At 50.5% G+C, this 21278-nt stretch carries 19 protein-coding genes and 1 pseudogene; 10 read left to right on the forward strand and 10 right to left on the reverse strand.

Going from position 1 to position 21278, the window contains the following annotated elements; translation table 11 throughout:
* Positions 1-1191 (forward strand): molybdopterin molybdotransferase MoeA, encoded by a 1191-nt coding sequence (locus A7C91_RS09575; protein ID WP_068666994.1) that lies wholly within the window; start codon positions 1-3, stop codon positions 1189-1191.
* A gap of 75 nt (positions 1192-1266) precedes the next feature.
* Here A7C91_RS09575 and A7C91_RS10860 read toward each other — a convergent pair whose 3' ends face one another.
* The 3 genes from A7C91_RS10860 to A7C91_RS09590 all read right to left on the reverse strand — a co-directional run bounded on the left by A7C91_RS10860 (position 1267) and on the right by A7C91_RS09590 (position 3936).
* Positions 1267-1428, reverse strand: a complete 162-nt coding sequence (locus A7C91_RS10860) for a hypothetical protein (RefSeq protein ID WP_234394369.1) — start codon at positions 1426-1428, stop codon at positions 1267-1269.
* 351 nt (positions 1429-1779) lie between these two features.
* Positions 1780-2874, reverse strand: coding sequence for a DUF835 domain-containing protein (locus A7C91_RS09585; protein ID WP_234394370.1), 1095 nt, complete (start codon positions 2872-2874; stop codon positions 1780-1782).
* Positions 2875-2880: 6 nt separating this feature from the next.
* Entirely contained in the window at positions 2881-3936 is a 1056-nt protein-coding gene (locus tag A7C91_RS09590; protein ID WP_068666998.1) for a hypothetical protein, read from the reverse strand.
* Positions 3937-4057: 121 nt separating this feature from the next.
* On the opposite strand from A7C91_RS09590, the gene A7C91_RS09595 reads away from it, so the two are divergent.
* Together A7C91_RS09595 and A7C91_RS09600 are read left to right on the forward strand one after the other, a co-directional pair.
* Positions 4058-5341 carry an AMP-binding protein gene (locus A7C91_RS09595; protein ID WP_068667000.1) on the forward strand — a complete coding sequence of 428 codons (1284 nt, stop codon included), beginning with the start codon at positions 4058-4060 and terminating at the stop codon, positions 5339-5341.
* 82 nt (positions 5342-5423) lie between these two features.
* Positions 5424-6674 carry an HD domain-containing protein gene (locus A7C91_RS09600; protein ID WP_068667002.1) on the forward strand — a complete coding sequence of 417 codons (1251 nt, stop codon included), beginning with the start codon at positions 5424-5426 and terminating at the stop codon, positions 6672-6674.
* Here the strand turns inward: A7C91_RS09600 and A7C91_RS09605 are convergent.
* Positions 6667-7623, reverse strand: coding sequence for a transcriptional regulator (locus A7C91_RS09605; RefSeq protein WP_068667458.1), 957 nt, complete (start codon positions 7621-7623; stop codon positions 6667-6669). The two genes, A7C91_RS09600 and A7C91_RS09605, sit on opposite strands and share 8 nt — an antisense overlap.
* A gap of 45 nt (positions 7624-7668) precedes the next feature.
* On the opposite strand from A7C91_RS09605, the gene A7C91_RS09610 reads away from it, so the two are divergent.
* Together A7C91_RS09610 and tiaS are read left to right on the forward strand one after the other, a co-directional pair.
* The gene (locus A7C91_RS09610; RefSeq protein ID WP_068667004.1) at positions 7669-8202 is read left to right on the forward strand and encodes a GNAT family N-acetyltransferase; all 534 of its coding nucleotides are present in this window, start codon (positions 7669-7671) and stop codon (positions 8200-8202) included.
* Between the two features lie 31 nt (positions 8203-8233).
* Positions 8234-9505: a tRNA(Ile2) 2-agmatinylcytidine synthetase TiaS gene (tiaS, locus tag A7C91_RS09615; RefSeq protein WP_068667459.1), complete on the forward strand. Its 1272-nt coding sequence runs from the start codon at positions 8234-8236 to the stop codon at positions 9503-9505.
* Between the two features lie 387 nt (positions 9506-9892).
* Here tiaS and A7C91_RS09625 read toward each other — a convergent pair whose 3' ends face one another.
* Both A7C91_RS09625 and A7C91_RS09630 read right to left on the reverse strand, forming a co-directional pair.
* Positions 9893-10903 (reverse strand): deoxyhypusine synthase, encoded by a 1011-nt coding sequence (locus A7C91_RS09625; RefSeq protein ID WP_068667461.1) that lies wholly within the window; start codon positions 10901-10903, stop codon positions 9893-9895.
* A gap of 35 nt (positions 10904-10938) precedes the next feature.
* Entirely contained in the window at positions 10939-11985 is a 1047-nt protein-coding gene (locus A7C91_RS09630; protein WP_068667463.1) for an FAD-dependent oxidoreductase, read from the reverse strand.
* Positions 11986-12181: 196 nt separating this feature from the next.
* Here A7C91_RS09630 and A7C91_RS09635 point away from each other — a divergent pair, with 196 nt between their 5' ends.
* Positions 12182-12961, forward strand: coding sequence for an SDR family oxidoreductase (locus A7C91_RS09635; RefSeq protein ID WP_068667464.1), 780 nt, complete (start codon positions 12182-12184; stop codon positions 12959-12961).
* 179 nt (positions 12962-13140) lie between these two features.
* Here A7C91_RS09635 and A7C91_RS11290 read toward each other — a convergent pair whose 3' ends face one another.
* Positions 13141-13374: a hypothetical protein gene (locus A7C91_RS11290; protein ID WP_068667008.1), complete on the reverse strand. Its 234-nt coding sequence runs from the start codon at positions 13372-13374 to the stop codon at positions 13141-13143.
* A gap of 954 nt (positions 13375-14328) precedes the next feature.
* Between A7C91_RS11290 and A7C91_RS09645 the strand changes: the two genes are divergently transcribed.
* Both A7C91_RS09645 and A7C91_RS11295 read left to right on the forward strand, forming a co-directional pair.
* Positions 14329-15030 carry an ATP-dependent nuclease gene (locus A7C91_RS09645; protein ID WP_267886264.1) on the forward strand — a complete coding sequence of 234 codons (702 nt, stop codon included), beginning with the start codon at positions 14329-14331 and terminating at the stop codon, positions 15028-15030.
* Between the two features lie 54 nt (positions 15031-15084).
* Positions 15085-15477, forward strand: coding sequence for a hypothetical protein (locus A7C91_RS11295; protein WP_199920034.1), 393 nt, complete (start codon positions 15085-15087; stop codon positions 15475-15477).
* On the opposite strand, the gene A7C91_RS09650 is transcribed toward A7C91_RS11295, so the two are convergent.
* Together A7C91_RS09650 and thsB are read right to left on the reverse strand one after the other, a co-directional pair.
* Positions 15462-16601, reverse strand: coding sequence for an amidohydrolase (locus A7C91_RS09650; RefSeq protein WP_068667012.1), 1140 nt, complete (start codon positions 16599-16601; stop codon positions 15462-15464). The genes A7C91_RS11295 and A7C91_RS09650 overlap by 16 nt on opposite strands.
* 160 nt (positions 16602-16761) lie before the next feature.
* A complete protein-coding gene (thsB, locus tag A7C91_RS09655) occupies positions 16762-18405 on the reverse strand; it encodes a thermosome subunit beta (protein ID WP_068667014.1) in 1644 nt (547 codons plus the stop codon).
* A 174-nt stretch (positions 18406-18579) separates the two neighbouring features.
* Between thsB and A7C91_RS09660 the strand changes: the two genes are divergently transcribed.
* Both A7C91_RS09660 and A7C91_RS09665 read left to right on the forward strand, forming a co-directional pair.
* Entirely contained in the window at positions 18580-18894 is a 315-nt protein-coding gene (locus A7C91_RS09660; RefSeq protein WP_068667016.1) for a hypothetical protein, read from the forward strand.
* Position 18895: 1 nt separating this feature from the next.
* Complete coding sequence (locus A7C91_RS09665) at positions 18896-19558, forward strand: Kae1-associated kinase Bud32 (protein WP_068667018.1); 663 nt, start codon at positions 18896-18898, stop codon at positions 19556-19558.
* Here the strand turns inward: A7C91_RS09665 and A7C91_RS09670 are convergent.
* Positions 19555-21278, reverse strand: a pseudogene (locus A7C91_RS09670) (endonuclease MutS2). The gene A7C91_RS09665 and the pseudogene A7C91_RS09670 overlap by 4 nt on opposite strands.

The following is a 21278-nucleotide window of genomic DNA, read 5'->3' on the forward strand; positions in this document are numbered from 1 at the left end:
ATGAGGGAGTTCAAACGCCTGACTCCATACAAGGAAGCCTTTGAGCTGATGCTCAATGACCTGAGGGAAATAGGTGGGGTTGAAGAAGTACCACTCGACGAGGCCTATGGCAGGGTCTTAGCTGAGGACGTTGTTTCTCCCATAGACAGTCCTCCCTTTGACCGTTCGGCTGTCGATGGCTACGCAGTTAGAGCAGAGGACACATTCCAGGCGAGGGAGTACCATCCTATAGGGCTTGAGGTCATAGACGAGATAACCGCCGGCATGGAGAGCGGGAAAGAGGTCACCAGCGGAAAGGCTGTGAAGCTGATGACGGGCAACAAAATGCCCAAAGGCGCGAATGCAGTAATAATGCAGGAGATGGTGAAGCGCGAGGGAGACAGGATTTATGTCCTTAGACCGGTAGCCCCAGGCCAGAACGTGGCCTCCGCCGGTGAGGACGTGAAGAAGGGTGAGGTCGTCCTGAGAAAGGGACAGATTCTCAGGCCACAAGAGGTCAGTCTGCTCAAGAGCATCGGGTTTAAGAGCGTTAAGGTCAAAAGAAAGCCCCGCGTTGGGATAATCATAACTGGAGATGAGCTTATCGAGGAGTTCGACGAGGAAGCCCTTAAAGCCGGCAAGATACTCGAGAGCAACTCCGCCCTGCTCAAGGGATTAGTGAGGCAGTACTTCGGGGAGCCAGTCTTCTACGGCGTCATCCCAGACAACGAGGAGAAAATTAAAGCAGCAATAGAAAAGGCCAAGGCCGAGAACGACCTCGTTCTCGTCACTGGCGGAAGCGCCTTTGGTGACAAGGACTTCGCCCACCGCTTCGTCAGGCTCCTCTTCCACGGAACGACGATAAAGCCAGGAAGGCCAATAGGCTACGGTGAGAGGGTCTTCATTATGAGTGGCTATCCCGTTGCAGTCTTCGTGCAGTTCTACCTCTATGTCAAGCATGCTTTAGCGAAACTCGTCGGAGCTAAAAACTATGAGATCAGAGTTTACGCAAAGCTGGCCGAGAGGGTTTCGAGTCAGCTTGGGAGGCATGAGTTCATCAAGGTCTGGTACGAAAACGGTGTTGCAAGACCGATTAAGAAAAAGGGCAGCGGGATAATAAGCTCACTCGTTAAGAGCAATGGCTACATCGTGATTCCAGAGGACAGTGAGGGTTATTTAAAAGGGGAAACCGTAGAGGTCGTGCTTTATTAAGAACTCCTCAAGACCTCATAAAAGTCCATGAACTAATAACATACACTAAGAACCAAGAATCATAGAAAAGAACATTCACTCCTCCATCAGCTCTTCTTTTTTCGGCTTCTTAACGAGGAGTTTAACTTCACTGGGAAGCTCTCCATGGTCAGCAAGGTCCTCCACGATCTCGATGACTTCGAATTTCTCCCGTTCTTTCTCGCCCATAACCTCTGTCAGCGGTTTGGTCTTGCCCACGGGATTATCTCCTGTATCTTGCGGTCAAAGTCTTCCGGCTGGGTATTCAGACCTTGCATGTTTCTCACATTTGTTAATTTGCAAAGAACACAAATGTTCATGCTATGGCCCGCCCGTAACTCCCACCCCCATCGATGCCTGACGGCGGACTCGGGCGGGCTAACCCAGGCGGCCTTCGCTGTGCTCGGCCTGGGTTTCCCACGGTCATTGCGCTCCGTAACGCGGAAGGCTCCCGGGGGGACCTCGCTGAGGCCGAGCTGTAGCCCCCGCATCGCCCCCCGGTTCATTATCCCCGGGGTCCTCGCGCAGGGGCATTATTGGGATTAAAAAAGAGGTATATAAGGTTACCTTTTACTCAACAAGCTTTCTGAGCTGGGCATAGAACCGAGAGTCTAGGCTCTCCTTCTCCAAAACGATGATGAGAGTGCCGTTATTGACGATGACGAAGTCCCTGAGTTTGGACAGAAACTTCATGAGGCTTTCCCAGGAGTTGTAGACTGTGAGGTATTCCAAACAGTCAATTACAATTATTCCATGCTTTCCTGACCGTGAAAACTCCTCCAGATACCTGTAGGAAATCTCGGTTATCCTCACTAGGTCTGTTGGGTATATGGTATTCTTAAACTTGCCCTTGAAGGGGATAGTGGTGACAAAGTAGTATATCCATTTGTCCGAAACGTCCAGTACGTCTCTGATAAAAGCGAGCACTGGTGCAGTGTTTAGTAGTTTCTTGATCTTCTGGTATTCTTGCCAATCTAGAACAAGAACTCCGGGCTTGATGTCCGCGGGATTCCCATTTTCTTTCGCTGGGGGTCTGAAGGACTCTGACGATACGAGCCTCAACATCGCAATTACCATGCTAACTATCAGTACGGTTGAAATGGTGAATCCTATAGGCCGGTACCAGTCGTTGAGTCCAAAGAGCGCAGCAGGTACCAGGTGTAGCCCGAAGAGTATAATGCTCAAGTAAAGGTACTTAATAGCGCTTTTGTATATTTCCTCGGTCTCTCTGAGCAAGAGCCCACCAGCGATGACAAATATCCCGCTTATGCCCAAGGTAGCAGCGCTTGTTGCTGTCCACATGGGGTCTTGAGTATATATGTTAGCACCAAGCATATACAACATAAAGAGTACCGGCATCGGAACGAGCATCACGAGGGTTCTGTGCTGCACGCATATTGATTCCTCTTCAAGAAATTCTATGGCCCCGTAGAATATAAGCGATGAAAACACCGGGAGGGATATCGAACCGAGCAACTGAAGAACCGGATCGCTGAGAGACGTGAGAAATATGGCAATGAAATCAAAGATCCACGCCATTGAGAACGCGAGAGCAGACCGTCTCTTATTATGGAGGTATATACGGAAGATCAATCCTGCAGCAATTAAATCTGCTGCCATTACGATGATTGCCTCAACGAAGACAAGCGCTTGGATACTATCCAATTCATTTCACCCCACCCTTCTTTTAGGGTCTCCAAATCCATCCCATCTAAACGGTCCATCAGCGGGAGTTCTGATGGCAGTTTCATCCTCAAGCTTAACTATTAAAACCTCCGGCCTAGCAATTATCATCCCTACCTGTCCTCTTTCACCGTGTTTCACTATCTTGTATCCGTCTTCCTGCTTCAGAGGGAAGATTATCGTGAATGGATAGTTTGGATAATACCAGAAGCTTCTTCCTTTCTGGATACCAACTAGATCCCCAAAGGCATAGTAACCGTAGAGGGGTATCAGAGTGGCGTTCTCAAACTTTTCGGAAAGGTGTTGGAAGAACTCGTAGTTGATCCCAACACCGCTTATTATGGTAGTCTCAATGTTCTCATGGTATGGTTCAAAGAGAGCCATCAAGGGGGGTGCTGATCTTACAGTGTTTATCGTATCCTTCTCCATCACGCGCTTTGTGTACCTCACGAGGGGATCGAGGATTTTAAGGACGGCCTCAAGGCCCTGCTTCGCGTAGACCTTCTTCAGTCCATCTGTCTCCATCCCTATAAAGTACAAAACGCCCCCGTAACTCCATACAAGCTCGCTTATTTCGTCTTGATACCAACCGTAGGGGCCATGGGCCAGTGCCTTCATCTGGTGTTCTTCATTATAAATCTCCGCCAGGCTGTAGATTTCATCGAGAGATTCCCTAAGGTACATGTGGAGTGCTTTCAGATAATCCCTATCCCAGTGACCAATTGCCCTTTCTCTCGTGGTTCCAGAAGACTGGTAAAAGCGGATTCTACCTGAATAGTTGTTAGGGATGAACTCCAGCCAATTATGGCGCAGATATTCCTCGTCGACGGCCAGACCTGAGTTGAAGATTCTTTCGAAGACCTCCTCCAAAGTGCCCTGGAAAAGCTCATCTAAATCCAGACGCGCGGCAGAGATAACCCTCTTCCAGTATGGAGTATTGGTCATGTGAAACTCAAAAACTTCTCTAAGGTACTCCTTCGTTTCAGTTTTCCCAGCATTCAAAGGATTTACATGGAGTTTATCCAGCACCCTCTGATAATCCATGGTAGGTGTTCTAACTGGGGGAGTATAAAAACCTTTCCCAATGGATTCTTCTGCGAATTTGATTGGATAAACCCTAACAATTAAATATTGTTAACTCAAACTATTGACTAGGTGAACTCCTGTGAGCCTGATTTTAGGGAGGCTTGATAAAAATGGGATTGAAGATTTCAGGTACACAGTTGAGAAAGCCATAGAGACCACTGAGCTCTGGAAGGAGAAGTTCTCGGAGCTTAACTCAGAGGAAATTAAACTAGAGGACATAGCCTCTCTGACCGAGAGGATAAACATAACTCCCCATGATCTCTATAAAATAGACGAAGTGTGGCCCCGCTACATCAAAGAAGGCAGGGTTTTCTACACCGTCATGAGGACGAGCGGAACGACCGGCAGGCCAAAGAGGATACCCTACACCAAGGACGACCGCTTTAGGACGGGCAGGCAGATAGAACCATGGGTAAGAGAATACATGGATAAAGGCGACAGGATTGCATCATTCTTCCCGCCGCTGCCCTCATCCTCCGGAATGTTCGCTTTCGGCGGCTTTGAAGCCCTCAACGCCAAGGTGGCCTATTACCAAGTGCCAATCCAGTACCTCATGGATAGGAACCTCCTTTTAAAGGAGCTCAGGGACATAAAACCAACCGCCCTCTTCTGTCTCACAGCCACAGCATACAACCTCGGACTGATCCTCCCGGAGGACATAAAGAAGGACATTCAGACGATAGTGGTCGGAGGAGAGACACTGACAAAGGAACTCGCCATGGCGACGCTTGAGCTGTTTGAGAATGCCGTGATAATTGACAACTTCGGCTCGACTGAGGACGCTATAACTAGCTACCGTGTAATAACAAAGAAGAAGATGAGTGAGTTCCATTTTACCGAATCTATCGTCGTGTTGAAGGATAATGGTGATAACTACAGTGAATACAAGCGCGTGTACATCACCAAGGTGATGAGGGACGGCGAGCTGACTGGCCTTCCGCTCTTCAACTACGACATAGGGGACCTTGCAAGGGTCGTCGACGGTAAGGTCAAAAACATAATCCGCATCAAGGACGTTGTGAGCCTCGCCGGGGCTAAGCTCCACATCGACCAGATTATGGAGATAGTTTACGACCATCCCGACCTCCTCGACTTCGTGATAATTTACCACCCGCTCTCTCCCGAGAATCCAAAGCCAAAGGCCATCATTCGGGTCGCCTACAGCGGAAATAAGCCGGCGGGAATAGAGGACGAAGTCAGAGAGCTCATCTACGAGGCGAACAACCCGGTAAGGTATGAAGTTGAGGAATCAAAGCAGGCTGGGTTGATCATCGAGGCAGTGCCACTGGTGAAACTTAGAGAAGGCCTCCCAAAGAAACCAGGAAAGACGAAGAGAATTTACATAGTCGGAAAAGATCTATGATTCTGCCGTTCTTCCCCTTTCAATTTTGTCACAATACCAAAAACTTATTTAAGAATATTCTCAAACTTCCAGCGGTGGTAGGATGAGTGGGAAGATTATTCACGACGGCATTCATGGTAGCATGAAGCTTACCGGCTTGATCCTCGATCTCGTCAAGACTCCCGAATTTCAGAGGCTTAGGAACATAAGGCAGCTCGGTCTGGCTTACCTCGTCTACCCAGGTGCCAACCACTCCCGCTTTGAGCACTCTCTCGGAGCGTGGAACATAGCGAGAAGGCTCTCAATGGAGGTTGGTCTGAGCGAAGATGAGAGCATGCTCCTCCAGGTTGGTGCACTTCTCCACGATATCGGCCACGGCCCCTTCAGCCACACTTTTGAGAGCATCTACAAGCACTACGTCAAGGAGCACGACCACATGCGCCTCGGGCAGGATATAGTCCTGGGGAGGATAAACATAACTGAAAGCGAGAACGGCGGCAGTATTCCCGAGAGAATAGAGAGCTACGACTACGACTTCACCCCAAAGGACGTCGCCGACCTCATCCTCGGAAAGCATGAGAAGCGCTACCTCGGCCAGATGCTGCACGGGGATGTTGACGTCGACCAGCTTGACTACCTCATAAGGGACGCCCACTACACGGGGGTTGCACACGGCATAATCGACCTCGAGAGACTTACGAAGGTCCTGAAGGTGCACGAAGGCGAGCTCGTGGTGGACGAGAAGGGAATCGAGGCCGTCGAGGGCATGATGGTCGCCCGTTCGCTGATGTATTCGAGTGTCTACTTCCACCACACGGTGAAGATAGCCGAGGGGATGCTTACAAGGGCTCTGGAGTTTGCCCTCGAGGAGGGCCACCTGTGGGACTTCTGGAAAATGATAGACTGCAGGGTCCTCGTGGAGCTGGAGGACTTGGAGGGATACCCTGCTGAGATAGTCAGGCGCATAAAGTACCGCGAGCTCTACAAAGCGGCTGTCCTCGCGAGTGCCGATGAGCTGACTGGTGAAGAGAAGAGGGAGCTTCTTACCGCCTACAGGAACGTGAAGAGGAGGCAGGAGATAGAGAGGGCACTGGCCGATGTGGTGGGAGCAAAGGAAGGGGAAGTCATCCTCGAGTTCAGCATAGCCGACCTGATGCTCAGCGAACCCAGGCTGAAGTCAACGGAGATAAACGTGCTCCTCGGAAGCGGAGAAGTTCAGCCGCTGACCAAGGTTACTCCGCTGGCGAATGCACTCAAGAGACGCCAGACCCCCAGGTGGGCCGTACTCATAGCCTCACCGAAGGAGTACATTGAGAAAGTGAGGGAAGTTTGGAAGAGGGTTATTTTCAGCTGAAGAGCCGCTTCTTTATCTCCTTTTTCAGCTCTTCAATCATCTCTATGAGCTCATCGGCATCCTTAACTTCCTGGAGGCTGTCCTTGGGAATCAGCGGCACTTCCTTAACTACTTCGGTTTTGGCCTTCTCAAGGATAAAGATGCCGTCGCTGTTGATTATCCTGCTTACCTCCGCCACTATCTCGGCACGCTTGACCGTCGAGCGGGTCTTCTTCTCGTCTATGCCCGTGAGTATCTTGAACTCCTCCTCCTTCGAGACCGCGTTGAAGGGGGCTTTTCTGACCTTGACCACGCCAAGGCCCAGAAACTTGAGGCGCTCGAATACCTCCCTCTCGAGTGGAGTCTCGGGCGTAACGTCGAGGTTGGCTTCAACCGTTGAGTTAAGTATGTCTATTGGTTCGGCCAGCGGTTCGTCAAACATCTCCTCAAGGCGGATTGCAACGTCAAGGGAAACCGCCTGCTCCCCTCGCTCATAGTTGAGGAGGCTCTTCCTGGAGACTCCAATGAGCTCGGCCAACTCGTTCGTGCTGTAGCCGTGCTTCTCGCGAAGGTGCCTCAGGAGCTTCCCGTTTATCCTGACGTAGAAGCCGCCGCGCTCGGCAAAGATGGCTGGAAGCTCGTTCTCGACAAGGACATCGTAGAGGGTTTCTGGCCTCAAGGCATAGATGCCAAAGCGCTCGTAAACTACTCCCTCTTCTAGCTCGGCATTCTTGGTCTTCAGCCCAACGATGAGAGGGGAGGCCTTAAAGAACTTGGAGAGCCTTTTTAGGTCCTCGGCCTGCTCTTCCGTAACGGTGTCTATGTTGGTTGCCACTTTAATGAAGAGCAACAGGAGTAACCTGCTCGCCACTATGTCGAAGCACGAGCCTTTGAAGTCCATCCTGGCGGTTTTGTAGCCCGTGCCCCTGAGTATCGCCTCGACGGCTCTTATAAGTCTTTCCCTGTCCATCATTTTTAAATAGGCAATTGGCCTTAATAAAGTTAAGGTGTTTGCATGAGGCCGATAATCTTCAGAGGAAACTTGGTTTCCCTCGGAGTCCTCCTGCGGGAGGATCTCAGCCAGGTCTGGATGTGGTACAACGACAGGGACGTAAAGCGCTACCTCTCCTTTCCGGAGGAGATATTCTTCTACGAGGACGAGCTGGAGTGGTACGAGGCCCTAAGGAGAGAGAAGAAACACGAGAAGGTTTTCGCGATAATCGAGAACTCCTCGCGCTCACTCGTTGGACTCGTGGGACTTCACAAAATCGACTTCCATAACGGACACGCCGAACTAGGCTACTTCATCGGGAAAGAGTACTGGAACCGCGGCTACGCGAGTGAGGCTGTTTCTCTGGCGGTTCGCTATGCCCTTGAGTGGCTCAACCTGAGGAAGGTTTATGCCCGTGTCTACGAGAGCAACGGAGCTTCAATAAGAATTCTCGAAAAGAACGGCTTCAAATTGGCCGGCCGCTGGAGGAAGCATCAGTACGTCCCAGGGAAAGGCTTCGTTGATGTGCTCTGCTACGAGCTCTTCCGCGAGCCTTAGCTTTTTAAACCCCTCCCATTTTCTTCCAACCATGAGGCTCCACATCGGCATCGACGACACTGACTCACCAAACGGCATGTGCACTACCTACCTCGGTGCCATCCTCTACCGCGAGCTGTCCCGGATAGCGGAGCCCATAGACCTTCCCCGCTTGATCAGGCTCAACCCGAACATTCCCTACAAGACCCGCGGCAATGGAGCGGTGGCGATGACCTTTGAGGTCGATGAGGATCTTATAACCGAGGTTAAAAACACCGTCCACTTCTACGTGGACCGATTAGCTGACTTCGAGCACGAGAACACAAATCCAGGAGTGGTATTCGTCGAGGGAGAAATTCCTAAAGAGCTCGTAGAGTTCGCAATGAAGGCCCTCCACGAGCACATCACTATAGAAGAGGCAGAGAAAGCTGCGAGAAACGCTGGAGTAGAATATTTCAAGTTCAAGGTCGGGAGGGGTATAATCGGCGCGCTCGCGGCGGTTGCTTACCCTCTGGAGAGGTTCAGCTACGAGCTGTTAGCTTACAGAGAGCCCGACAACTGGGGGACGCCGAGGAGAGTGGACAAGGAGAGTGTCTTTCTGGCCGATAGCTGGAGCTATCCCTTCACCTACGACAACGTTGACCCCTACAAGAGGAGCGTCCTCATAACACCCCACGGCAAGGATCCCGTTCTGGTTGGCATCAGGGGAATTGACAGGGGAAAGGTTCTCCAGACCTTTGAGATGGTTCGCTTTGAGGAGCCCGTGACATTTTACCAGCTCTACAAGACGAACCAGAACACCGATGATCATCTTACATACAAAAAAATCGGCGAGCTGAAGCTCTACGACAGCGCGGTGGTTAGAGGAACGGTGGTTAAGCCCTACTGGGAGCGCGGGAGGCACGTATTCTTTGAGCTTGAGGATGAAACGGGAAGGATTCGCATTGCTGCCTTCGAGCCGACCAAGAAGTTCAGGAACTACGTGAGGAAGCTCCTCCCTGGAGACGAGATAATAGCCGCTGGAGGCGTTAAAGAGCACGAGGGCGTTCTGACGCTCAACCTTGAGAAGTTCTATCCTGTGAAGCTCGTGCCTAAATTCGAGTACCGGAAGCCCAAGTGCCCGCGGTGTGGGGTGACGATGAAGAGCAAGGGCAACTATTTGAAGTGCAAGCACTGCGGCTATAAGATGCCGAAGAAGCTCATTCCGGTTGAAGTTCCGCGCGAGCTGGAGAGGAAAATCTATGAAGTGCCGCCCGACGCGAGGAAGCACCTATCGAGGCCGCTGGTGCTGCCGGGTGGTGAAGAGAGGATTTTGGAGTGTTAAAAACGCTCTAAGCCCCTATTCTTATCTTGATGGAAATCAAAGACTACTGGAACAACAGATATAATTAACGGGCAAGAATAAGCCTTGCACCGAACCTGGAACCGAAAGCACCATTCCAGGTTCTAAGACACGGATGGTTTGTCCGAATAGTAGCAAGCGAGTTGGGTCTGAAATTCCCGAAGCGTCAAGGAACAACTTGGCCATCACCCCGAAGAACATAAGGACAGCAACCATCATACTCAACCACATGATGTATACCATAAAGTACACTACAAGAAGATTATTCTCAACAACTTTTCTCTGATGCACCCCGTGTCCCCACAATTTAGTTAGGCTTCAGAGAGTATAAATTTTTGGAAAATAACTAAACAAACTCAAATGGAAGCCTTAACCCTTCATCACCTTCCACACCAGCACCGGGAAGACGAGCGTCGCATCGGCCCATATCTCGACGTAGTCAGCCTTAGCCCGTATCTTGCCCCAGCTCACTCCTTCGCTAGGCGGCGCGCCGCTAAGCGAGCCGTCCCAGGGGACTGCAGTGGTGATGTATATCGCGTAGTCCGTTCCTCCTCTGAAAAGATTGGCGTTTATTATTGCATGCTTCGGCAGGGAACCTCCAAGGATTATCGAGGAGGTTTCCTTCGCTGTGACAGCTAGGTTGTTGAGCTTCACGATGTCGTTGGCCACGTCTATGATAAGCTCCCTGTCACCGCGCTCCTCCTTGAAGAAGTAGAGCATGTCGCCGATTGAGCCATCCGTTATGGCAGGACAGAATATCGGGATGTTTCTCTTGTAGGCCCAATAAATTACTGAGCGCTCCTTCTCCTTCCCCAGCTTTTCGTCCATGAAGCGGCCCATCTCGTGGATGAACTCACTCGCCGTCAGCGGTTTTCCGCGCTCCTTTTCCATCTCAATAACCCTTTCGAAGAAGGGTATCATGTACTTCTCGAATTCAATGTACCTGTCGTTGGGCACGAAGATGTTGCCTATTCTGTTTATGCCCTTCTCTCTCATCTCCGCGTCGTTGACGTACCAGTCGCCCAGAATGAACGGCTTTAGGGCCTTTATGAAGTCCTCCTCAACGCCGCCGGCCGTTGTTACAACGACGTCCACCTTGCCCTCCTTGACAAGCCATGCTATCAGCTCTCTGAGGCCAGAAGAGACTATGTTGGAAGTGTAGCCGAGGAAGACCCTGACCTCTTCGCCGCTGGCGCGCTTTTCCTCCACCTTTTTCCATACTTCGATGGCCCTTCCAAGGTGCGTCGCCTGGAAGCCTATGCGGTGATAGTAATCGATGACCTCCTCAAGGCTTCCCACTTCATCCAGCCACGGCCCCTCGATGGGCATTCCCCCAATCTCTTCCGATTCCTTGAGGACTATATCCTTTGGCTCGGTCATGATAGTGGGTTCAGGGGAGGGCGTATAAACTTTGCTCAGCACTTACCGCCGAGAACCCCCACTATGAGCCTGCCGGTTATGGCAACGGGAAAGACCCTGCGCGGTGCCTTCCTTAGAAGCCACTCCTCTATCCTCTCCGCGACGGCTCTTCCCTCTCTTATGGCGGTGCCTATGTTCCTTGGAGTTATGACGTCACCGGCGAAGAATATTCCCGTCTCCTCCAGCATCTTTTCGCTGGCGCAGACGATTTCCTTTATTGGGCTCGTGGGCAGCTGGCCGATGGCATAGGCAACGACGTCTGCATCTATAACAAAGTGTTCGTCCGTCATCACGACGTTTCCCTCAACTATCTTTGTTTTAGCGAATTCAACGCCCCTCACTTTTTCCTCACCCAGTATCCTGGCGGGAGTCGCGTGCTCTATGAACTCGACGCCCTCTGAGATGAGCTTTCTTATCTCGGCTTTAGCGTAGCTGTGCTCTAGGGAGCGGCGGTAGACCATCGTTACCTTTTCCGCCCCGAGGAACCTTAATTCAATTGCCACGTCAACGGCCGTGTAGCCAGCTCCGATTATGACAACACGGCTCCCCTTGAAGTCAGGAGCCCTATCCCAGGAGTAATAACCTATTCTCGCCATCTTTATGCTGTGGAGCAGGCTGAGCGCGTCGTAAACGCCCTCAAGCTCAACGCCCGGAACCTTCAGCTTTCTCGGCTTCCAAGCACCGGTCGCTATGAGCAGAGCATCGAACTCACTCATCAATCTTTCAAGCGAGACGAAGTGCTCGGCCCACTCGTCGCCGAGTTCCTTTGGGGAATCATAGACCACCTTCGTTCTGAAGTGAAAGCTAACACCAAGCTTTTCGAGGTCTCTAACTCCCTCCCTCACAGTCCTGATCGGGATTCTCACCTCGGGAATCGCAAAGGCGACCATTCCGCCGCCCTCTGGCATCTTGTCGTAAACGTGAACCTCGTAGCCCCTGCAGGCGAGATAGCCGGCTGCCGTTAATCCTGCTGGCCCCGCACCTATGATTGCAACCTTGAAGGGCCTTGGCTCGCTCTTCTCTCTGCATATGTAGAACTTCACCATATCACCCCCAAACTTTTCAAAAAATCTGTTTAAAACCGAAGGTTTTATACCTTAAGTTGTTTTCTCTCGAAACACCGACGATGAGACGAATTAGGTTACCCTAATTAAGGTAATCTTTGTCAGAATGACAGCCAACGTTTATTAATCCCCGGGCGAAGAAACGATCATGAGCGTGGAGATAGACCTCAATGGCATGGGTGTTCTCGTGACCGCCTCATCGAGGGGGATAGGCTTCAACGCCGCGCGGGAGCTCTTAAAGAGGAACGCCCGAGTCGTGATAAGCTCAAAAAACGAGAAAAACCTCAGAAAGGCCCTCGACGATCTTTCAAGTTATGGCGAGGTCTATGCAGTCAGGGCGAACCTTCTCGACCAAGTGGAGCTTGAAAATCTCGTGAGGGAGAGCTGGGAGCTTTTGGAAGGAGTCGACGCCCTCGTCTGGAACGCCGGGAACGTCCGCTGTGAGCCGTGCATCCTCCACGAGGTGAGTTACATCGACTGGACTGAGGCTTCCACACTCCACACGGTTGCTCCGGGCTACCTTACAACACTCTTTGTCCAAACGTGGCTCGAAAGAAAAACGAAGGGCGTCCTCGTTTACCTCAACTCCATCTCGATAAAGGAGCCAATGCCGCCGCTGGTTCTGGCGGACGTTACGAGAGCCGGCCTTGTTCAGCTGGCGAAGAGCGTTTCGAGAACTTACGGAAAGCACGGAATAAGGGCCTACAGCGTTCTGCTCGGCAGCTTCGATACACCTGGCGCACGGGAGAACCTCAAGGCCGTTGCCGAGTCGAGGGGCGAGACCTTTGAGGAGACCTGGGAGAGGGAAGTGCTGGGCAGAACGCCCCTCCACAGGACTGGCAGATGGGACGAGCTTGGCTCACTCGTAGCTTTTCTCCTGAGCGATGAGGCAGAGTACATGCTCGGCTCGACGGTGGTCATAGACGGCGCAATGACGGGGGGGATAAGCCTTTAAGCCATCTTCCCCTATTTTATGCCCATAAAAGAGACTTTCTAAGAGATACTTTCCCATCAAGATAACGCCGCTCAACCCGACGGTGAGCGTGCTAAAGAATAAGCTCACTAACGACGTTGACCTTGAGACGGGCCTTCCGATGAAGCACAGGAAGTTCGTGGACGATTAAAGAGGCTCGGCTACGACATCATTATATCGGTCAGCGACACGAGGGAGAACCTCATCGGCTCGAACTGCGGCCAGTACATCCTCCGCATCCTCAAGAAGAGGCCAGAGCTGAGGGAAGCGTACACCTTCGCGAAGGGGTTTGAGTTTAAGGTGAGCTGACCAAAAGCCCTTATCTCTTCTTCTGCGTTCTTTAGCTGGTCTTTTCGAGCGCTGAGGGTAAGATGAAACTCGGGATGAGCGCCCATGAGAAACCTAGGGCGGGTGATTCTGCGGGATGTCAAAAAAGTTTTTATAACTTAAGTTAGTAGAAGTAACATGATATACCATGAGAATAGTTGGGGGTAAAAATACAGAACTTTAGATCTATCAAAGAGATTGAAATATCACCTATTGGAGATGCACTTATTCTTAGTTGGAAAGAACAATGCAGGAAAAAGTGCTATTCTAAGTGCAATCGGTGCTTTTTTGGAGAAAAAAGTCTAACAGAAAGTGATTTTCACAAAAGAGACACTAGAAAACAAATAATCACTAAGATGACCTTTGAAATCAGTGACACAAACCTCGACTCTTTGTTATGTGATAGGACTTATGGTATAGGTAGTAACAGAGTACTCAGTAGCACATCTAGACTCCCAAATGGCCAATCAGTTAGGAAAGCTAGAGATGAACTTCAAGAGGTTATTCAATATAAAAAACAGACGACATTAAAAGACATGAGCTGTATCGAATTTGGTTAAATAAGTTAAAAGAAAGACTAGGAATTAATCAAGAAGACGGTCATCAGTATCTCACAGTGACTTTGACAATATCGAAAAATAACAATGGGATATCTCAGGAGTATACCCTCCTTACAGGGGCAGAACTCAAAAAAACCTCAGCTAAGAGCTCTGCTTCCAGAGCTCGTATACATCAGTGATGAAAGGAACTACTCAAATGAAGAACAATCAAAGAAAACACTTGGACTGAGAAATTAGTCAGGCTTTATTGGGAAGGAGTCAACGATTCGATTACTAAAAAAGAAGCTGAACTACAAGAGGAACTGGCAAGATTAACAGAGCACTATGAGAATGAAATCAACCAATTCTTTAAAACCTATTATAGTGGTGAGTATGCAGTCAAACTTGATCCTAATATAGATCTAAGGAAGGCAGTAAATGTGGAGGTCAAAATGAAAATTCTGGGGATTCTTAAGGAATATCATTAACCAATGTTGGCGCAGGGTCAGGAGCATGTATTTAGTCTCACTATTGGAGGCATATCTTAAACTCTCCCATGTTCCTCGTGCTATATTCATCTTTGAAGAACCCGAGATTTATCTTCACCCTGAGCTTCAAAAGAAGATGGCGAGAATTTTATATGAACTTCCAAGAAGAACTGGGAATCAGGTATTTTTCTCCACACATTCTCCTATGTTGCTCCAGCATTTTGACATCTCAAACGTCAAGCATGTTTATATGTCCTCTGGGAGTACAAAAATCAAAGAGGCCAAATTAAGCCAAATCCTCTCCGATTTAGGTTATTCAACAGTGGACATCATACATAAGGAGTTTGTTATTATTGTGGAAGGTCCGGATGACACTAGGAGAATCACAGAAATATTATCAAAATTCACGGGATGGAATCCTCATGAAGTAAAGAAACGAATTTATTTCCTTGAGGCGAGGGGATCTAAAAACATTGCCGCATATGCCACCCTTAGATTTATGGGAATAACAGAGTTAAAGGACAACTTTGCAATTATACTGGACTCCGACAAAATTTCGCCAAAGAAACTTAAAGAGCGCTTAATCAATGTATACAAGCAAAATACTGGTATGGGAAAGAGAAAGCTGGTGACCATATCCTTGTTCTTAAGTATTCCTCCCTTGAAAACTATCTCATTGATCATGAGGTACTCCTGAACATGGGCATCATTCAGTCTAAGGAGGAATACATAAACTTGCTTAAGCAATTTATTGAAGAGAATAAAGAGGAGATTGAAGGATATTGGGAAAAGAAAAAGAATAGAAGATAGAGACCTTAACATTGAATCCTATCGTCAGCAATTGTTTTCAGGTAGTATCAGTGATGATGAATTCATAGAGAACTGTAAAAGGCTCATACGAGGTCACAACTTATATGACTATCTGTGGGATAAACTCATTAGAAGCTCAGATGAGCTTAGACGTCGTTTTAGTAGTAAAGAGGGGTATGACTCCGCATATATAGATAGTGCATCATGGGAAACTTTTGCTGAGATACTTGACTTTTTAAGTGGCCTAAACTACTTAAATGGACGCCTAATCAAAGAGAAAACAGGAGATAAGGCAACTTTAATGACCCGGCTAACTCATCAGTCCGTTTCGTGAATCAGCTCTCCCTCCGCGAAGACGTGCGTCGGGTAGTTCTCCATGTGGAACGGATCGCCGTTCCAGACCACCAGCGAGGCCCACTTGTCCTTCTCGATGCTTCCGAGCTTGTCGTCAACGCCGAGGATTTTCGCATTGTTGTGGGTTATGATTTTTATTGCCTCTTCCTTGCTCATGCCGAGCCTTATGAAGTGCCTGAGCTGGAGGTAGAGGTTGGCCTGGAGCGTAACTGGGTGGTCGCTCATCAGCCCAAAGAGCAGCTTGACCTCGAGCAGGTATCTGGCGTTCTTCCAGTCCTCATGCTTCAGCTCGACCTTGTAGGGCAGGGAATCAAAGGGGCCGTAGACGAGTGGCACGCCTTCTTTCTTTATCTTCTCAAAGGTTTCCCTGCTGTGGACGTCGCAGGCGTGTTCGATGGTTATCTTAAGTCCAAACTTCCGCTTTATCATCAGCAGGGCGGCGATGTCATCTTCCTTATGCACATGGACCCTGAGCGGAACCTCTCCTTTAAGGACCGGGATTAGTGCCTCAACCGTTGGCTCTATCTCTTCCGGTTCTTTCTTGTCCTTCTCGAGCAAAGCTATCGTCTTCTGCGTCTTTATGAGCCAGTCGAGGAGAATACCTATGGCACCCATCCTCGTGCTTGGCCTTGTTCCCTTCCAGTTCGTGGTCGAGCGCGGGTTGTAGCCGAAGGCAGCTTTGACACCGACGTATTTCATGAAGGCATCCTCTATGTCTCTGCCATAGTTCTTGATGAGAACGGCCCTTCCACCGATGATGTTCCCGCTGCCAGGCAGGACGGACGAATACAGAACGCCAAACTCAATCGAGTGCTTGAAAGCCTTGTCGTCCATGTAGATGGAGTAAAGCGCATCAACGAGCGGAAGGACTGCATCCATCTGCTCGTTGGTCTCGTCTTCCTGGTAGGGCTCGCCGTAGCGGCCCATTCCTATGTGGCTGTGACCATCGATGAATGCAGGGGTTACAACGCCCTCCGCTATCACTTCGGCCTCCTTGGGCTTCTCCTTCGTTATCTCCTTAATCTCCTTGTCGAAGACTACGTATACGTCTTTCTGGACGTTGCCCAGACCATCGTAGAGAATGGTGGCTTTAACGGCCTTCATGGTCGTCACCGCTTAAGAGTTCGCTCGAACGCTTAAATGCCTGTCGATTCTGTAATTACCGAATAGCATAATCACATAGTCTAGAATAATGCAGAAGCCTAGGACGAACCAAGGAGACCTTTCTGAAAGCCCTGCAAAAGAGAATGAAATAGAAAGGGGCTCACATGCCCATTTCCATGCCACCCATTCCGCCAGGCATTCCGCCCTCTCCGCCTTCCGGCTTGCTGAGCTTGGCGGCGATGACGTCATCTATGCGGAGTATCATTATTGCCGCCTCGCTGGCGCTCTTGATGGCCTGCTTCTTGACGCGGAGCGGCTCGATGATGCTCCTCTCGATCATGTCAGCAGGCCCGCCTTCGAAGATGTCTATGCCTATGTTCTTACCCTTGTTCTTGTGCTCGCTGATGACCTTGACGAGCATCTCGACGGTGTCGAGACCTGCGTTCTCAGCGAGGGTCTTCGGGATTATCTTAAGAGCCTCAGCGAAGGCCTCTATAGCAAGGGCCTCCTTGCCGCCAACGGCCTTGGCGTACTCGTCGAGCTTGATACTGAGCTCTATCTCGCCGGCACCCCCGGCCGGGAGAACTGCTCCATCCTCCATGACGTCCTTGGCGACCTTGACGGCATCCTCAAGGGCCCTCTCAACCTCGTCGACGACGTGCTCGGTACCACCCCTGATGAGGATTGTTACTGCCTTTGGATTCTTGCAGCCCTCGACGAAGATCATGCTCTCGCCCGCTATCTTGCGCTCCTCAACTATCTCAGCATAGCCGAGGTCCTCACTGGTAAGGTCCTTGACGTTGGTGACTATCTTGGCACCGGTGGCCTTGGCGAGTTTCTCCATGTCGCTCTTCTTGACGCGCCTGACGGCGAGGATGCCGTACTTGGCGAGGTAGTGCTGGGCAAGGTCATCAATACCCTTCTGGACGAAGACGACGTTAGCTCCAGTTGCGGCTATCTGCTCGACCATGTCCTTGAGCATCTTCTCCTCCTGCTCGATAAACTGGAAGAGCTGGTCGGGGCTGGTGATGTTAATCTTAGCGTCGGTCTCGGTCTTCTTGACCTCGAGGGCGTCGTTGATGAGGGCTATCTTAGCGTTCTCGACCTTGGTCGGCATCCTCGGGTGGACGCGCTCCTTGTCGATAACCACACCGCGGATGAGCTCGCTCTCCTCGACGCTCTCGCCGGCTTTCTTCTCGATCTTAATGTTGTCTATGTCAACAACGTACTTGCCGTTCTTCTTCTCGGCGACCTGCTTGACGGCCTCGACAGCGAGCTTGGCAAAGAGGTCCTTGTGGCTCTCGGCGTTCTTACCTGTGATTGAAGTCATGGCTATCTTCAGGAGGGTCTCCTCGTCGTTGGGAGTGACCTCGATGGCGATGTCCTCGAGTATTTCCTGGGCCTTCTCGGCGGCCATTGTATAACCCTTAACGATGATGCTTGGGTGGATGTTCTGGTCAAGAAGCTCCTCGGCCTTCCTAAGAAGCTCGCCAGCGATGACGACAGCAGTGGTGGTACCGTCACCGGCCTCCTTATCCTGAGTCTTAGCAACCTCAACCATCATCTTAGCAGCAGGGTGCTGGAGGTCAATCCTGTCGAGAATGGTGGCTCCATCGTTGGTAATGACAACATCTCCAAGGCTGTCAACAAGCATCTTGTCCATACCCTTCGGACCGAGGGTGGTCCTCACTGTCTCAGCAATAATCCTCGCGGCGAGGATGTTAAGCCTCTGGGCGTCCCTTCCAACGTACCTCTGGGTCCCCTCAGGCAGAATAACAACCGGCTGTCCACTAAGCTGTGCCATTCGACATTCCTCCTTCTAAATCAATTTGGCAAAAACGCTTCGTCAGCGCTCTATAAAAACTTTTGGGTCAAAAATTTCAAATTTTTGAGATTTTTTTAAACATATGACAGCAGTTAAGGAAAAAAGTGGGGGAAAAGGCTAAAACCTTCAATAGCAACAAGGAGTGGTGTGGAAATGGAGCCGACCATCTACAACGTGCCCTTGGGGAAAATAAGGGAGATTTCCGAAGGCATCGAAAAATACGGGATAGTCGGAATAGAAATTGAGAACGAAGCTTCCCTATTTGATGATATGCTCCAGTCGGACAAGGAGAGGCTTAAATACGCCCGTGAGAAGCTCGACGATAGAACCATCGACTCGGCACTGCTGGTCGTAAAGGACGGTACTGGAACGCTCGTGGTGAAGATGGAGAACATCATAATGATACACGTTACAGTCGGGGATTACGGAAGGCTAATAGAAGATTTCGAACTAAAGAGGAGGGAGTGAGGTGGAGCTGATAAAGCAGGGCGCGGAGGCAAAGATTTATCTCGCAGACTTCGGTGAACTGTACTTTTCCTGGGATAATGAGAAGATCATCATCAAGCACAGGATTCCAAAGCGCTACCGCATAAGGGAAATAGATGAAAGGTTAAGGAAAGAGCGCACCGTTCGCGAGGCGAGGGTTCTCCACAGGGCCAAGGAGTTCGGTGTCAACTGTCCCTACGTTTATGAGGTCGATTTGAGGGACATGAAGATAACCATGGAGTTCATAGAGGGAGAAAGACTGAAGGAGCTCCTTGAGAGCGTCCCGATGGAGGAAAGGCTGAAGCTATGCAGAGAGATAGGCAGACAGGTAGGAAAGCTCCACGAGGCCGGAATAGTGCACGGCGACTTGACTACCTCAAACATGATACTCCGTGGTGGGAAAGTTTACCTGATTGACTTTGGCTTGGCGGACTTCGATCCTACGCTGGAGGCCCGGGGGGTTGACATCCACCTGCTTAAGAGGGCAATGGAGAGCACGCATTATACCTGGTTCGAGGAGGGCTTTGAAGCGGTGCTGGAGGGCTATGCTGAGGTCAGGGGCAAAGAGAAGGCAGCAGAGCTGAAAGCTAAGATTGAAGAAATCGAGAGCAGGGGACGGTACAGGGAGAGGAGCTGGGTGAGTTAGCGGAACGCCCTCCAAACCCTCTCGAAGATCTCCCTCTCTTTTCCACGCTTCTTCCTCGCGAGCGCTCAACTATGAGCTCGGGCGTGCTTCTCCCAAGCGTTCCAAACTTCGGCTGCCTGTCCACAATGAGGTTGAGGTTCTCGTCCAGACCTTTGGCCTCTATGCCGTCAACCCTCGCGAAGGGCAGCTCCCTCTTCAGGTCCTCGCCGAGATGTGAAACTATGACGACGTAAAAGCCCCTCTCGCGGGCCACCTTGAGAAGTTCGCCGATTATCTTAACGGCCGCTCCGGGCTCGGTTATGGCCTCGAACTCATCTATGAGGATTAGCTTTCTGCCCTTGCCCTTCAGCGCTCTGACGAACGACCTCAAGGCCGTCTCAAAGGCTCCTGCACTGTAAACACTCCTCTTACGCCTGAAGAGGAAAAGCTCATCGAGGGGCTCGACCCACGCTTTCTCCGCCGGAACGGGCAGCCCCATGTGGGCGAGGAGCGTTATCTGTGTGATTAGCTCTAGGAGTGAAGTTTTTCCACCGCTGTTCGCACCGGTGAGGATTACTACAGGCTCGTCCTTTACCTTCTCTGCGCCTGGAAGGGCAAAGTTCTCGGGCTTTTTCCCGACGACGTAACTCACCGACTGGGGGTTCTCGATGAATAGGTGCCTGCCGTTGATAAACGCGATTCCACCGTTCCAGAGCTCGGGGAAGGCAAAGTCCTCCGCGAACTCCTTCACTGCCCTCAGGAAGTCCAGTTCGTAGACCCTCGCCAGCTCCTCCTTGAGCCTTGGGAGTACTGGGCGGATTCTTTCGAGGACTTCCCTGCTCCTGAGGTAGAGTTCGACTTTGAGTTCCCTTTCTAGTTCGTCCCTCAGTAACTCGACCCTCTCGGGAGGTACAGAAACAGGGTAAAGCTCTTCGCGTGAGAACAGTTCAACCGTAGCGCCAAGCCTCTCACTTAAATCCCTCTCGGTCTCGTTAATTAGCTCGAGTATTTCGCCCTCAATCTCGCCGAAGTGGGAGAAAATTGCCTCATAGTTTCCAGCCTTCAGCTCCCCCAGGAACTCCAAGAGCTCCTTCCCGCTGAGCGTCAGGCTGAACTTCTCAAGCTTTTCTGAAATCTTCTCGTTCAGCTCGCGCTCCTTGCCGGCTATCAGTTCTTCGAGCCCATCAAGGAGCCTCCTTTTTTCCATGACTTCTTCGAGTTCTTTAAGCGCCTCGAGAATTTCTTTCGCAACGCTTTTCTCTCCTGTGAGCTCACCTATACTCACGAGGGCTTGAAGCGTCTCTTTGTTCCCCCATAGAGGCATGATGTAGAGCTCAGGAGCTATATCAGAAGGTGTAAGCTCAACATCGATGCCGTAGCCAATGGTGCTGAGGACGAGAGGATAGCCCTCGGCGTCATCTAAGCTTGTTGAGACCTCGCAGAGGTTTAAATTCCCTGCTTTTTCAAGCTCGCTCTCGTCAACTATCAGAATCCTGTCGTGGAGGAAGTCCCGCCTGAACTTTATGGACCTGATTTTCGAGAGGTAGTCCCTAAGCTTGGGTCTAATCCGCGGGAGGTTCTCCCTCAGATAGGCCTGTCTCTGGAGGATTTCGTCTTTATCACCCACGGGCTCGAAGCTGTCGAGAATAGCCGAACTCCTATGAAGGACTAACCTTCTCTTTATATCCTCACGGATAGCCTTGTATATGGCTCTTGCCTCTGGGTTAAGCTTGAGCGTCAT

Source organism: Thermococcus piezophilus (genome assembly GCF_001647085.1).
In the GTDB taxonomy this organism is placed as follows: Archaea; Methanobacteriota_B; Thermococci; order Thermococcales; family Thermococcaceae; genus Thermococcus; species Thermococcus piezophilus.

Coding starts and splice junctions, on each gene's coding strand:
- A7C91_RS09650 (WP_068667012.1), bottom strand. CDS start 16,601: ATGAAGGCCGTTAAAGCCACCATTCTCTACGATGGTCTGGGCAACGTC.
- A7C91_RS11290 (WP_068667008.1), bottom strand. CDS start 13,374: ATGGGCGCTCATCCCGAGTTTCATCTTACCCTCAGCGCTCGAAAAGAC.
- thsB (WP_068667014.1), bottom strand. CDS start 18,405: ATGGCACAGCTTAGTGGACAGCCGGTTGTTATTCTGCCTGAGGGGACC.
- A7C91_RS09610 (WP_068667004.1), top strand. CDS start 7,669: ATGAGGCCGATAATCTTCAGAGGAAACTTGGTTTCCCTCGGAGTCCTC.
- A7C91_RS09600 (WP_068667002.1), top strand. CDS start 5,424: ATGAGTGGGAAGATTATTCACGACGGCATTCATGGTAGCATGAAGCTT.
- tiaS (WP_068667459.1), top strand. CDS start 8,234: ATGAGGCTCCACATCGGCATCGACGACACTGACTCACCAAACGGCATG.
- A7C91_RS09625 (WP_068667461.1), bottom strand. CDS start 10,903: ATGACCGAGCCAAAGGATATAGTCCTCAAGGAATCGGAAGAGATTGGG.
- A7C91_RS09605 (WP_068667458.1), bottom strand. CDS start 7,623: ATGGACAGGGAAAGACTTATAAGAGCCGTCGAGGCGATACTCAGGGGC.
- A7C91_RS09635 (WP_068667464.1), top strand. CDS start 12,182: ATGGGTGTTCTCGTGACCGCCTCATCGAGGGGGATAGGCTTCAACGCC.
- A7C91_RS09575 (WP_068666994.1), top strand. CDS start 1: ATGAGGGAGTTCAAACGCCTGACTCCATACAAGGAAGCCTTTGAGCTG.
- A7C91_RS09590 (WP_068666998.1), bottom strand. CDS start 3,936: ATGGATTATCAGAGGGTGCTGGATAAACTCCATGTAAATCCTTTGAAT.
- A7C91_RS09660 (WP_068667016.1), top strand. CDS start 18,580: ATGGAGCCGACCATCTACAACGTGCCCTTGGGGAAAATAAGGGAGATT.